The organism is Pseudomonas sp. FBCC-B545, from assembly GCF_059134095.1.
Genome location: NZ_CP101441.1, coordinates 3,789,002 through 3,803,219, shown reverse-complemented (window position 1 = coordinate 3,803,219; position 14,218 = coordinate 3,789,002). Strand labels below are relative to the sequence as shown.

Sequence of the window (14,218 nt, the reverse complement as noted above, 5' to 3'; positions counted from 1 at the left end):
GTCTTCTCATCGCTAGGGCCCGGACCGGGGTTGGCCCAGGCGCTGGGGGCAGGTCATTGTGTGGAAGCAGATGCTAGTCATTCTCATTGTGGCGACTACCCGGATCGAATCGTTTTTGCCCCGTATCCGTTTGTCCGATGCGGATCAGGCCGCGGCGGTGGTGGGAGATAACGCCGGTCACTGAGCGGGATACGGTTGGAAAATGACTTGAATCGGGTAGAACCGCGTTGCCGGCCTTGACTACCGTCGCTCGCCGCCCTTTTGCAGGGCTCGTCCTTGATGGAGTTGTGGATGTCAGTCGATTCGGGTTTACAGGTGCGCGGCTTGTGCAAGCGCTACAACAATGGTGTCGAGGCGCTGCGCGGTGTGGACCTGAGCGTAGGGCCGGGCATGTATGGCTTGCTTGGCCCCAATGGCGCGGGCAAGAGCAGCCTGATGCGCACCCTGGCGACCTTGCAGCAACCGGACGCCGGCAGCATTCACCTGGATGGCGTGGATGTGTTGGCCGATGCCGAGCATCTGCGCCGTCGCCTGGGTTACCTGCCACAGCAACTGGGGGCGTACCCGGGGGTAAGTGCGCGGGATCTGCTCGATCGGTTTGCCTGGCTCAAGGGGCGTACCGACACCCGCCAGCGTCGTGAAGAAGTGGAGGGCCTGCTGGCCAAGGTCAACCTGCAAGACGCCGCGCACCGGGCGCTCGCCACGTATTCGGGGGGCATGTTGCGTCGCTTCGGCATCGCCATGGCCCTGATCGGCTCGCCGCGCTTGCTGATTGTCGATGAGCCCACCGCGGGCCTTGACCCGGCCGAGCGCAACCGCTTTCACCGGGTACTGGCGGATGTGGCGGCCGAGTCCATCGTGTTGCTGTCGACCCATATCGTCGAAGACGTCGAGAACCTGTGCAGCCGCCTGGCGGTGCTGGCCGGTGGGCGAATTATTGTCGAAGGCCGCCCGGCGGATTTGCTTGGCGCTGAGCAGGGTCGCCTGTGGGAGGCGTCGTTCGGCCGTGGCGAGCCACTGCCCGCCGCTTTGCACGTAGCCGCCAGCCCCGTCGGTAGCCGCGTGATCGTGCACGGCGAACGCCCGGCCGATCCGCGCTTCACCCCTCACGCGCCGCGCCTGGAAGACATCTATTACCTGGCGCTGGCCCAGGCCGGTGAGGCGCTCGAGGCATGAATACCTTTGCTCTGTTGATGCGCGAGGCCTGGGTGGAAGTCCGCGCCGGGCTGCGCAGCGGTATTCCGTTACTGGTGTTCCTGGGCCTGACCGGTTATTTGCTGATGTCCCTGGCGAATGCCGACTACGTGCAGAAAATGGGCGCCAGCGACATTGCGCGCAACGCGCCGAGCCTGATTTACCTGATGTCCTGCGGGTGCATGTTCTTTCTGTTTTTCGCCTGGGCCTGGGTGTTCGCGCAACCGGCTTTGCGCGACCGCAAGGCGCAGTTGGAAGAGGTGTTGCTGGCTTTACCGCTGTCGCTGCCCGCGCTGCTATGGGGACGTTTTATCGGCGCGGCGCTGGTGGGCGGTTTGCTCGCCAGTTCGCTGATCGTCGGCTTCCTGGTCAGCCCGGTACTGGGCTGGCTCGGCTGGGTGCCGGCCGCCAGTATCGGTGCGCCGATGTGGTCGGCCCTGGGGTTTGCCTGGGTCGCCTTGCTGTTGCCAGTGAGCACCGGCATCGGTGCGTTGTATTACCTGCTGGCGCTGCGCAGCCGTGGCCTGGCGGCGCCGTTCGGGTTGGCGACGGTGTTGATGCTGTTGTGGATGTTTGCCGTAGTGGTGCTCAAGGGCGGGCATATCAACCCGCTGCTGGCCGCCAGCCTGGACCCGTCATTGTTCACCTTTGCCCAGGCCCAGGTGGAGACCTGGAGCGCCGCGCAAAAGTCCCAATCGCTGCTGGCCCTGACCCCGGGGTTCTGGCTTAACCGTGTGTTGTGGTGCGCAGTGCCGCTGCTGTTGCTGGCTGTCGTATTGGCCCGCACCACGCGCCAGGGTTTGATGGGCAGGCGTAGCGGGGCGGTGTTGGCCGAGCCGCCGATGCTGCTGGCGAGCGGCGTGACCTTGCCTGGCCCGCTGGTGCGCAGCCGGTGGCCGCGAGCCCTGTGGTGCGAGGCGCGTTGGCAGGTACGCCAGCTGTTTGCCCGGCGCATCTGGTGGGTGGCCCTCGGATTACTGTTGGTGATGGGCGTGCTCAGTGGTTTTGTCCACGGGGTGTGGCATGCCCGTGGGCCGATGGTGCCTCGGGCGGATCTGACCCTGCCATTGCTGTCGAGCGCGTTGTTCCTGGTGATCGCCTTTATCGTCGCGGCGCTGGTCGGGCTGGTGTGCCGGCGCGATGACGTCGAAGGCTTGGGCGCCATGTTGCAGGCGACCCCGGCCCCGGTGTGGCTGCGCCTGTTGGGGCGGGTGGCATGTGTGTTGATGGCGACACTGGCCCTGGCGTTGGTGCCGGGCCTGGCCAGCTTGCTGATCAGTGCGATGGCCGCGCCCGACAGCCTGGCGCCGGGTTTTGTGCTGGTCTATCAGGCGCTGGTATTCGCGCCGCCGCTGGTGGAACTGGCGATGCTCACGGTGCTGGTGCATGCGCTGGTTCGCCGCTCCGGGCTGGCTTACGCCACTTCGATGCTGCTGACGTTTTTCCTGGTGCTCAACCATGAGTTGGGGCTGGTGAGTTACCCGCCCTATGCCATGGCGATCCCTGCGCATGTGGGGGTGTCGGTGCTGACAGGATGGGCGCCATGGCTGGGGTTTCTGGCCACCTTGGCCAGCTGGAAACTCTCTGGTTGCCTGGTGTTGCTTGCGGTGGCGGCACTGGTGTTGCCCCGTGGGCCGGAGCGTCGTCGGTTGGGCGATGTGTGCCGCGGTTTGCTCGGTTTGCCCGGTGCGTTGCTGGCCTTGGGCATCGTCGGCTTGCTCGCCAGCGGCGTGCTCTTGCAGCGGCATCTGGTGGAGCAGGGCGATTACCAGTCCGTCGCCGAGCAACGTGCCGAACGTGCCGACTGGGAACAGCGCTGGCTGCCCGGGGCGAGCGCCTGGCAGGTGGCCGGTGGGCAGTTGCAGATGCAGGTTGATTCGGCGGCGCGGCAGGTCTTGGGCCAGTGGACGTTGGATGGGGTGGTCGCTGCCCACCTGGACGCTGAGTTACCGCCGGGCCTGCAGTTGACGGCGGTCAGCGTGATGGGGCGACCGGTCGCGTTTGAACAAGCCACCGCGCATCTGCGTGTGCCTTTGCAGGGTTGCGCGGCGAGTGGTTGCCAGGTGGTGTTGAACTGGACGCTGAGTGCTGACGGCTGGCCTGCCGAAGGCGAAGCGTTCTGGCTTGGGCCGCAGGGTGTGTGGCTGGAAGCGCGCCGCGTGGTGCCGCGCCTGGGGCTGGACAGCGAGCGACTGTTGCGTGCGCCGGCCCTGCGCAGCGAAGCTGGCTTGCCGGTCGCGGTGCCCCGGTTGCCAAGGGGGGCTGAGGTGGCGGTGGATGCGGTCGCACCGGCCGGACACTGGCAATGGCAGCTTGAGGTCGATGGCCAGGTCTTGACCGGCAGCAGCCTGGGCCCACTGGACTTCGCCTACGCCACGCCGCTTCGCAAGGATGCCAGCCGTGAGCACACCGCCCGTGAAGTGCAGGAAGACCTGGACCTGATGAGCGCCTGTGTGGCGCGACGTCTGGGCGGCCGCTCCAGCGTCGAACACCTGAGCCAATGGCCTGCAAGCATGGGCGCCAGCCGCTTGAGCCACGGCCATCTGCTGCTCAGCCAGTCGCCCAATTGGGACGTGGGGCCAACAGGCGTCGGACGCTGGACACGCCGCGCCCATATTGCCGAACTGCTCGCCCGCCGCATGTTGACCGACGCCAGCGACCTGCGCCAGGCCCCCGGTTACCTGTGGCTGAGCCAGGGTGTGGCGGGGGCGCTGGGCCTGCTGTGTGTGGAGGATGCCGATGGCGCTGACGCCCGGGCCACGCTGGTCAAGCTGATGGCCGACGACCTGACCCGCGCCCTGGCCAGCGACGGCGAGCCCGTCGGCACCCTGGCCGATGCCCGCGAACAAGGCTGGGCCGCCAGCTATGCCGCGCTGGTCAGCCTCGACTGGGTCGCCGCGCAAACCCCCGAACATCTCACGGCGATGACCGCCGATGTCCGTCACGGCCAGGGATGGCCAACCGCGATCCAGGGCCTGCTGGGCGCGCCCTCCGATCCCGCGATTGCCGCCGCGCTCAAGCGCTGGGGGCCTGCGCAATGAAGTTGAACCATCCCTGTCTTTTGGAGTTTTGCCATGTCATCTGAACTGTCTATCCAGCCGCTGCGTCGTCCTCTCGGTTGGCGGGCCAACGTATTGACCCAAGCCATGGCGCTGACCTTGTCCAGCCAGATGTGTACGGCCTATGCCGCTGACCATCAACCGGCCGCCAGCGCCGAGACCATCGAGCTGGCACCGGTGACGGTGAGTGCGCGGTTGAATCAGGAGAGTGCCAAGGACATTCCGTTCGGCCTTTCGGTGCTCGATGGGCAAACTCTGGAGACCCGCCGCCTGCGCACCCTGGAAGATGCCCTGCGCACCACGCCGGGGGTGGAGGTGAACTCCTGGGGCGGCGCCAACGACGCCAACGTGCGTATCCGTGGGGTTGGCTCGCTGAACCAGATGAGCATGGACGACGGCTCGGTGGTGCTGAACGTGGACGGGGTGCCGATGTCGGTGCGCAACGCGGCCATGGCCACCCTCGACGTGCAGCAAATGGAAGTGCTCAAGGGCCCCCAAGGCACGCTGTTCGGGCGTAACAGCGAAGCGGGGGCGATCAATGTCACCACCCGTAAGCCTACCCGCGAGCTGGAAGGATATGTGCGCGGCGAAGCGGGCAACCAGGGCCAGTTCATGACCGAAGGCGCAGTGGGCGGGCCGCTGACCGAGTCCCTGGCCGGGCGTATTGCGGTGCGGCGCAGCGGCTTTGATAACTGGGTCGACGACCAACAGGACGGCGACCCCCTGACCAAGCCACGTGACCTGGCCCTGCGCGGCAGCCTGCTGTGGGACAACGACGAAGACACTACCGGCCTGCTGACCGTCGAGCGCCAGCGCGCCGACCACTACGCCGGCTCGGAGATCCTGCGGCCATTCGGCAATCGTCCCAGCCTCGACTACACCCCCGGCACCTTCGATAGCAACAAGAAGACCAACGAGCGTTATTCCTTCGAGCTCAACCACGACCTGGCCCAGGCCCGGATCACCTCGATCAGCGCCTACACCAGCACCGACTTCAAGGCGATCAAGGGCTATGATCGCAACATCACCCAGGCGTTGTACGGCCAACCCTTCGAGTACCTGGTCGAAGACGCGGCCCATGAGCGGGTCTGGAGCCAGGACCTGCGCCTGGGCTCGCTGGCGGATGCCGAGGTGTTCTGGGTGACCGGGGTGAACCTGTCCCGTTCCGAGCGCAGTTTCGATTCCACCAACTTCACCAACGGCGCCCGGCAAATGCGCGATTTCACCACCAACAGCTATGCCGCCTACGGCGAAGTAACCTTCCCGATTGCCGAGGACTGGAAACTCACCACCGGCCTGCGTCACACCTGGGATCGCAAGACCTACGGCGCCGACTACAGCAGTGGCGGCAACCTGGTCAGCGACAGCCGTCGCTTGCAGGACGACTACAACACCGGTCGCGTGGCCCTGAGCTATGCGTGGACGCCGCAGACCAACCTGTATGCGGTGTTGTCGCGGGGCTACAAATCGGCCGGGTTCAACGATTACGCCACCTCGGTCAAGGACAGCGAGCCCTACAAGGCGGCCAAGGTGAACTCCGCCGAAGTCGGCTTCAAGCATGAAAGCCAAGGCGGTGCGTTGAGCCTGGAAGGCGCGTTGTTTATCACTCGTGTGCAGGATGACCACCTGCTGGGGTATGACTTCAAGAGCATGGCCGTCAGCGCCGTGAATGCCGACACCCGCAGCAAAGGCGCCGAATTGTCGAGCACCTGGCACGTCACCGATGAGCTGACCCTGGGCAGCGCCATCAGCTACACCAACGCGGTGGTCACCTCCGATGCGCCAGGTGTTTCCGGTGGTGATGTGGCCAAGGGCAGCCGCGTGCCGGATGTGCCGTTGTGGAGTGGCAACTTCAGCGTGGCCTGGAACAAACCCCTGGGTGAACTGCTGGGCTTGCCTGCGCCGCGCTTGAACACCTTGCTCAACTACCGCGTGCAGAAAAACCGCCCGGCTGATCCGCAGAACCACTATGACCTCAAGGGTTACGCCAAGTTGGACTTGCACCTTGGGCTGGAGAGTGGGGGGTCGGAGGTTTATTTGTGGGGCGATAATTTGCTGGATGCGCGGTATGACCTGTATGGCGCGTACTCCACCGACACGGTGCTGACCGGGATGCCGGGGCGCGGGCGTTCGGCGGGGGTGGGGTATAGCTATCAGTTCTGAGGCGGTCACTGGGTGCAATGTGGGGGGAGCTTGCTCCGGCTGGCGACCTGACAACTGACTGATGCCCCACGATCTAAATGTGGGAGGGGGCTTGCTCCCGATGGCTACCTGACAGTTGACCAGGATGTTGGATCAGACCGAGTACATATCCATTATTTAGGTAATGGCCACTATTGGTTCCGCTTTTACAGCGGGTCACTTTGAAAAGCGCAAAGTAACCAAACGCTCTTGCCCCACCACTCGGCACCTCGCTTAGGCTCGGTGTGCCCGTAATCCGACATGGATTTGGGGGGCCGCCGCCACGCGCCATGGATGGCGCGGGGCGGCTAAACCGGCATCCCTGCCGGTTTACCCCCCAAATCCCTGTCGAATTCCGGCCAGCGTGGTTTGACGGGGCGCCTGAGATCAAAAGCAGATCAAGATCAAGAGCGGCTCGCTGCGCATCGTGGTTACTGACGGTGGCTACGTAAGAGTTGTGTAGATACCCATGTCCCGATGAGGGAGTGTCAGTGAACATATCCGAGGCTGACACACCGCCATCGGGAGCAAGCCCCCTCCCACATTTTTACCGAGTGCAGTCAATCAGACCGCCGCGAAATCAAGTCCTCTCCCACATTTGAACTCAGGACAGCCGGCTGAGTCGCGTCGGTTCAGAATTGATAGGTATAGCCCACGCCCACCGTCCGCCGCCGCGACGGCCCACCATAGGCCACCGGGTCACTGTAGAAACCATAGGTGTCATACGTCTGGTTCAACAGGTTGTCGGCAAACGCATACACCTCGCCAAACTTGCTCTCCAGCCCCGCCCTCAGGTCAAGCTTTTCATAGTTATCCAGATTGAAGTGATTCTGCGGATCGGCCGCGCGTTCGCCCACCAGGTGGTAGTTGAGGCTGGTGTTGAGGGTGGTTTCGCCGAGGCTGGCGAGGCTGCCCAAAGGATGTTTCCAGCTGGCGTTGAAGTTGCCGCTCCAACGTGGCACATCCGGGGTACGGTTGCCGGCGGCGACGTCGCCAGCCTGGATGCCTTGCACACCGCTGGTGATCTTGGCGTCGAGGTAAGTGGCGCTGGCGGCCAGGGTCAGGCCGTAGTCGAAGCGCCAGCTGCCTTCCAGTTCGGCGCCGCGGGTGCGGGTGTCGGCGTTGAAGGCGTTGGTGGCGAAGGTCGCGGCGTCGTAGCCGAGCAAGTGATCGTCATGCACACGGGTGTAGAACAGCGCGCCGTTGAGGCTGCCGCGACGGTCCTCTGTCTCGCTCTTGAAGCCCAGTTCTGCGGCCTTGCTGACGGCGGCCTTGTAGGGCGCGCTGTCGCTGACCTGGGAGGCATAGTCATTGAACCCCCCGGATTTATACCCCCGCGCCAATTGCACGTAGACGTTGGTCTGCGCGGTGATCGCATAACTCAGGGCAGCGCGGCCGGTGCCGTAATGGTCGGTGAGTTTGCGTGAGTCGTCCACGGCGCTCGAACCTGCGAAGTATTGGCCGTCGTAGGTCTTGCGGTCCCAGGAATGGCGGTAGCCGGTGGTGAGTTTCAGGCGTTCGGTGAGCGGGAATGTCACTTCGCCGTAGCCTGCATAGGTGGTGGTCGTGAAGTCGCGGAACTTGGCGCCGGAGGTGCCGTAGGTGTTGCGCGGGGTGTCGTAGCTGCGCTCGTTGCGGCTGGCGGCGACCCCAGCGACCCAGAACACGTCAGCGTCGGGCAGTGAGCCCAGATGCAGGTCCTGGCTCCAGCTGCGCTCGAAGGATTTGTCCACCACCCAGAACTCGCCGGGCGTGCCATAAAGCGCGCCCATCAACTTGCTGTCGTAGGCGATCAAGCCGGTGAAGTCGGCGGTGCCGGTGGCGGTGGTGGAGGTCAGGCGGCTGTTGGCGAAGTCGTGATCGACCTTGATCGTGTAGCGCTCGGTGGTCTTGTCGTTGTCGTCGAACAAGCCAGGGGGCAGGTCCAGGCTCGGGTGGCTGCCGTAGGGGCGCAGTACCAAGGAGTTAGTGGCGCGCTCGGTCTGCTGGCGTTCGGCGCTGAACAGTACGTGGGTGTCATCGTTGAGGTCCCATAGCAGGCTGGCGCGATAGGCTTCATTGCGCGGTTTGGTGATGGGGTGGTTGGTCTGGTCGTTGTCGATCCAACTGTCGTAGCCGGCACGGCGCACCGCCAGGCGGCCGCTGAAGCTGTTACTGAGCGGGCCGCCGATGGCGCCTTCGGTGAGGAACTGGCCCTGCTGGCCGACTTCGCCACGTACATAGCCTTGCACGTCGCGGGTGGGTTGGCGGGTGGTGATATTCACCGCGCCGGCCTGGCCAATCGCACCGGACATAGTGCCCTGGGGGCCCTTGAGCACTTCGATGCGGTCGACATCGAGGGTGCCGAAACCCAGGCTGCGCGACGACACCGGCACGCCGTCGATGTTGAACGCCACCGAGCTGTCATCCATGGACATCTGGTACAGCGAACCCACGCCGCGGATCAGCACGTTGAAATCATTCGGTCCGCCTGAGGAATTGACGCTGACCCCGGAGGTGTTGCGCAGGGCGCTTTCCAGGGTGTCGAGGCGTTGGCTGCGCAGCTCTTCGCCGCTGGTCACACTGACACTGATCGGCACTTCCTTGGGGTCTTCCTTGGCCATGCGCGCGGTTACTGTCGAGGCGGGCAATTGCAGGGGCTCGTTGGCGGCGGCGAAGGCTGATGGAGAGAGTGTCAGTGCAATCGCTATTGTTATAGTATTACATTTGTAGCAAGATTGGCGGGTAGCCGTCGTGTTGCATCGTGCAGACATGATGGGACCTTGACTGAGAATTCTGATCGGCGCGCGGTGCACAGGGGCAGCGGCGGTATGGCGCAGCGTTTGCGGCGCGCCAAATGCTAATAATTATCAATTGCGCACATCTACCCCGATGTGATCTGATTCGAGCCGTATCCGGTCAGCCAGGAGATTTACGATGTCAGCCGTTCAAGGAGGCGCAGGGGAGCCGATGCCGGTCTCGCGAATCATTACGGGAGGCTATGGAAGCGATCTTGGGCCAGGTGCCCATTGCCGGGTCACCCGCATGACACTGCAGGAAGGCCTGGATATCGTGCGCTGGCAGAGCCGCTTCGAGCAGCCGGTGGAACTGCCGTTGCAGGACGACAGCGAGTGCATTCACTTCAGCTTCACCAACCTGCTCAAGGGCAAGGCCGCGTGCAGCTTTCGCGATGGGCGTCGGCAACGGCGCTACGCGATTGACGAAGGCGCGGGCAGCATCAGCTATGGCCGCTGCCGCCATGGCCTTTATCACCAGCACGGCGAGATCGACAACATCACCGTCATGATTCGCCCCGAGCTGCTGGCCCAGTGGGAGCTGAAACTCGACCCGCTGCTGAACAAGGCACTGGCCTGCGAGCATTGCTTTTTGTACGGCCATCGCAGCGGTGAAATGAGCGCCACTGCGCACATGCTTGGCCTGGCTATGGATCAAGGCACCAGCCTGCCACCGGCCCAGCCACGCAGCAGCCTGTGGTTATACGGGCAAAGTGTCACGCTGGTGAGCCTGTTCCTGCAGGCACGCCAGGACGCTGAGTGCACCTGCCGGGTCAGCCACACTGACCGCCAGCGGCTGGTGCGGGCTCGGGATCGTTTGCTTGAGGATCTTGGCAAGGCGCCGAGCCTGTCGGAGTTGGCCCGCGAATCCGGCCTGAGCCAACCCAAGCTCACCCGCGGGTTTCGTCAACTGTTCTCCAACAGCGTCTACGGCGTGTTCCAGCAGATGCGCATGATCCAGGCGCGCAGCCGCTTGATGAACGGCGATGAATCGGTGATGCGCGTCGCCTCGGATCTCGGTTATGCCAACGCCAGTCATTTCGCCACGGCGTTTCGCAAGCAGTTCGGGATCAACCCGTCGATGCTCAAGAACGGTGGCCGTGGCAAATCCTTGGGCGCCGGCTGACGCCGCCGCTCAGAACACCGCTTTGACCTGCAGGCCCAGCACCAGTGCGTTGTCGATGTTGTCACCGGAAAACGCCCCCGGCTCGATGATGTATTGCACATCCGGGCGCAGGGTCAGCCACGGCGTGGCCTGGTAACCATAACTGAGTTCGATCAACTGTTCGGCAGTGTCCAGGTCGGGATAGGCCGTGCCGGCATTGAACGCGGCCAGCTCCTGCACATCGCGGCTGCGGGGGTTGGGCACCGCACGGCCATAACCCAGGGCCACGGTATCCCGCGGGCGACCTTCGAACGGCTTGTACAACACCACGCCTGCGCCGTACCACTTGGTAAATGGCGACGCCGCTTCGCTGGCGGCGGAGTACTGGCCAAAGGCGTGCAGGCTGCGACCTTCCGATGACTCGGAAGCCCACACGGCCTGATCGATCAGCAGGTAGTGGCCACCACGGCCGCTGACTTTCTTATCGCTGCCGATGCGCTTCACATCGGAGCTGTCGTAGTAATAGCCCAGCTTGTATTCACCCGGCAGGGCGCCTGCGTGCTTGTAGATCAGCTCGATGGGCACCACGGTACCGGTGGTGTGCTTGGGCCCCACATGCCAGGCGCGGCTGGCGTTGCCGTTACTGGACGGGTCGACATTGAACGCCGCCACCCGCAGCTGCCAGTTGGGCGAAAAATCATATTTCACCCGCGCGCCCAGGTGCGCATTAGGGTAGTTGGCCCAACCGCTGCCGCCGGACATGTTCAGCGGATGCCCGCAGAAACCGGCGTTCATGAAGTTGCACAGGATGCCGCTGTCCAGGCCGCCCAGGTCGTTGCCCATGGCCATATAGCCGAGCTTCACATTCAGCGCGGGGGTGAACAGCGTGCGCTCGTAGCTCAGCTCGGTGAGGCGGGTGTAGAGGCCGCCGTAGTTTTCCTGGATCGGCAGGCGGTTGCCGACCAGATCCTCGGAAACACTGTTGCCGCGGCGGTCATTGATGGTCAGCTGGATACGGTCGCCATTGTTGAAACCGTAGAGCTTGCCCAGGTCGAACTGCACGCCGAGCTTGAGGTTTTGCGAGTAGCGCGCCGAGCGATGCTGGCCGCCGTGGGCGTTGTAGGCGGTCTCGCCGCTGTAGTCGCCAGTGAATCGCACACCTTGTGCGTCGAGTTCGCGACGCAGGCCGCCCCAGTCGCCGGTCAGGGTAGTGTCGTCGGCTTGAGCGGGCAGGGCGGCAGCCAGGGCCAGGCCCAGCACCAGGCGGCCAAAGGAGGTATGAGAAGTAGGGGTCATGCGCAGGGTTCCAGGCACAGAGCGCGGTGCCGGAGCACCGCGCGAACAGAGGGGTTACGGCAGGGCGTAGGCAATCACGTAGTCGCCACGGTCGGTGGACTGGCGTGCGCCACCGGCGGTGACCACGATGTACTGCTTGCCGGTTTTCGGCGACATATAGGTCATCGGCCCACCCTGGCTGCCGACCGGCAGGCGGGCTTTCCAGATTTCATCGCCGTTGCCGCTGTTGAAGGCGCGCAGGTAGAAATCCTGGGTACCGGCGATAAAGATCAGGCCACCTTGTGTCGACAGCGTACCGCCCAGGGTCGGCAGGCCCACCTTGATCGGCAGGTGCATGCGGATGCCCAGGGGCCCTGTGTCTTCAACGGTGCCCACCGGTACTTGCCAGGCGACCTTTTGCGTCTTCATGTCGATGGCGGTCAAGGTGCCGAACGGCGGCGCCTGGCAGGGGATGCCGGCCACCGACAGGAAGCGGTTCTTGTTCACCGCATAAGGCGTGCCCTTGAGCGGCACGGCGCCCATGCCGGTGTTCAGTGCTTCGCCACCGGAGGAGGCCTGCGCCTTGTTCTGCGACGGCACCATCTGGATCCACAGGCCCAGGCGCATGTCATTGACGAAGATAAAACCGTGCACCGGGTCGGTGGAGATGCTGCCCCAGTTCATGCCACCCAGGGAGCCCGGGAAGCTCAGGGATTTATCGGTGCCTGGTGCTGTGTACAGGCCGTCGTAGCGCATGCCCTTGAAGTCGATGCGGCACAACAACTGGTCATACGGGGTGGCGCCCCACATGTCCGATTCGGTCAGGGTCTGCGCGCCGATCTGCGGCATGCCCACGGATTTGGGCTGGGTTGGGGAATAAGGCTCGTTGGGAATGTTGGCGGCCTTGACCGGCACTTCCTGCACGTCGGTCAACGGCTTGCCGGTGGCACGGTCGAGCACGTAGATCTGCCCGGCCTTGGTGCCGATCACCACGGCCGGTACTGCCTTGTCGCTGCCTGGCGGAGTGAAGTCGATCAGGCTGGGTTGCATCGGCAGGTCGAAGTCCCAGAGGTCATTGTGGACGGTCTGGTACACCCATTTTTCAGCACCGGTGGAGGCGTCGAGCGCCAGTACTGAAGCGCCATATTTGTGGTTGAGAGCGGTGCGCTCGACGCCGTATATATCGGTGGACGAGCTGCCCATCGGCAGGAAGACCGTGTTCATCTGCGGGTCGTAGGACATCGGTGCCCAGCTGTTCGGGGTGCTGCGCACGTAGGTGCTGTCGCCCGTCGGAGCTTGCTTGTCCTCAGGGTTGCCCGGGTCGAACGCCCAGCGCATCTGGCCGCTGATTACGTCGAAACCACGGATCACGCCGCCGGGCATGTCGGTCTGGACGTTATCGGCGACGCGGCCACCGACCACCACGGTGGTGCCGGCAATCAGCGGCGCCGAGGACAGCTGGTAGTAGCTGTCCGGCACATTGCCCAGGCCGGCTTTCAGGTCAACCTGGCCATGGGTGCCGAAGTCTTCGCAGAACTTGCCGGTGTCGGCGTCCACCGCGATCAGGCGTGCATCGATTGTGTTGGTCAGCAAGCGACGCTGGCACTGCGCGCCGGCCGGCACGCTGGCGCCAATGATCGGCGAACTGTTGGGTTGGGTAGGTTGGGCAATGGGTGCAGTGGCGTCGAAATACGCCATGCCCCGGCAACGCTGCCAGACCGCCGATTTAGCGTTGACCTCGTTCTTCCACAGTTCTTTACCGGTGTCGGCATCCAGGGCGATCAAGTTGTTGTGCGGCGTGCAGATAAACACTTTGTTGCCGATCTGCAATGGCGTCAGTTGGTCTTCGGCACCGTTGCCATCGCTGAGGGCCACGTCGCCGGTGTGATAGGTCCAGGCGACCTTGAGCTTGTCGATGTTGTCGCGGTTGATCTGGTCCAGCGCGGCGAAACGGCTGCCACCTTCGGTATTACCGTAGTGTGCCCAGTCTTTCTGCGCATCGGCTGCAGCTACCGGGGTGATACCCGGGCCAGCGCCGGTGGGCGCCACGCTCGGGTGGGCGACAAACATATTGCCTGCCGCTACCGCTACGCCCACGGCCAACACGGCGGCGACGCCATAGGCACCCCGCGCACGTTGGTTGACGAGCAGCGGGTAAACCAGTGCTACCACCATACCGATGACCGCGAACATGAACAGTCGCGAGAACAGCGGCCAGAACACCAGCCCTACATCCGCTATGGCCCAGATGGCCGTGCCGACCAGGAAGGCCGCGAACAGCCAGGCGCCGGCCGGTTTGCGACAAGCGAGCAATAGCCCTGCGATCGCCATGACCGCGCCGCCGATCAGGAAGTACCAGGAGCCTCCCAGGCTCACCAGTTTGACGCCGCCGATGGCCAGCGCGAGGCCGAGCAGGGCGATGATGACGCCCAGGCCCAGCAGTAAGAATCTAGAGGCGCCAGCGGCGCGCGATGCTCGTTTCATGTCGATCAGGACTCGAGTGAGGAAAGGCAGGGGCCGGATTTTAGCAAGATAAGTAACCAGTTAGTACATTTAGCTCGGTAATGCACTCTTACAAATCCTGCGATTATCCCAGACAGCAAAAAGCCGCTTGCGCCAAAAGGCGCAAG

General features: G+C 63.9%; 7 protein-coding genes. 4 read left to right on the top strand and 3 right to left on the bottom strand.

All coding sequences use genetic code 11. The features are described 5' to 3' along the window. Positions 1 to 291 precede the first annotated feature (291 nt). Genes NMB39_RS17455 through NMB39_RS17445 form a run of 3 tightly spaced genes read left to right on the top strand, consistent with a single transcriptional unit; the run spans position 292 to position 6,416 of the window. Positions 292 to 1,176 (top strand): ABC transporter ATP-binding protein, encoded by an 885-nt coding sequence (locus NMB39_RS17455; protein WP_494340363.1) that lies wholly within the window; start codon positions 292 to 294, stop codon positions 1,174 to 1,176. Then, the gene (locus NMB39_RS17450; protein WP_494340364.1) at positions 1,173 to 4,235 is read left to right on the top strand and encodes a hypothetical protein; all 3,063 of its coding nucleotides are present in this window, start codon (positions 1,173 to 1,175) and stop codon (positions 4,233 to 4,235) included. Before NMB39_RS17455 ends, NMB39_RS17450 begins: the two co-directional genes overlap by 4 nt. Positions 4,236 to 4,268: 33 nt before the next feature. After that, complete coding sequence (locus NMB39_RS17445; protein ID WP_494340365.1) at positions 4,269 to 6,416, top strand: TonB-dependent receptor; 2,148 nt, start codon at positions 4,269 to 4,271, stop codon at positions 6,414 to 6,416. A 650-nt stretch (positions 6,417 to 7,066) separates the two neighbouring features. On the opposite strand, the gene NMB39_RS17440 is transcribed toward NMB39_RS17445, so the two are convergent. Further along, positions 7,067 to 9,064: a TonB-dependent receptor gene (locus tag NMB39_RS17440; RefSeq protein WP_494340366.1), complete on the bottom strand. Its 1,998-nt coding sequence runs from the start codon at positions 9,062 to 9,064 to the stop codon at positions 7,067 to 7,069. Between the two features lie 394 nt (positions 9,065 to 9,458). On the opposite strand from NMB39_RS17440, the gene NMB39_RS17435 reads away from it, so the two are divergent. After that, positions 9,459 to 10,334, top strand: a complete 876-nt coding sequence (locus NMB39_RS17435; protein WP_494340367.1) for a helix-turn-helix domain-containing protein — start codon at positions 9,459 to 9,461, stop codon at positions 10,332 to 10,334. A 9-nt stretch (positions 10,335 to 10,343) separates the two neighbouring features. On the opposite strand, the gene NMB39_RS17430 is transcribed toward NMB39_RS17435, so the two are convergent. Then, positions 10,344 to 11,609, bottom strand: a complete 1,266-nt coding sequence (locus NMB39_RS17430) for a carbohydrate porin (protein ID WP_059396805.1) — start codon at positions 11,607 to 11,609, stop codon at positions 10,344 to 10,346. Positions 11,610 to 11,663: 54 nt separating this feature from the next. Further along, entirely contained in the window at positions 11,664 to 14,072 is a 2,409-nt protein-coding gene (locus NMB39_RS17425; protein WP_057025314.1) for a glucose/quinate/shikimate family membrane-bound PQQ-dependent dehydrogenase, read from the bottom strand. Positions 14,073 to 14,218: the final 146 nt, after the last annotated feature.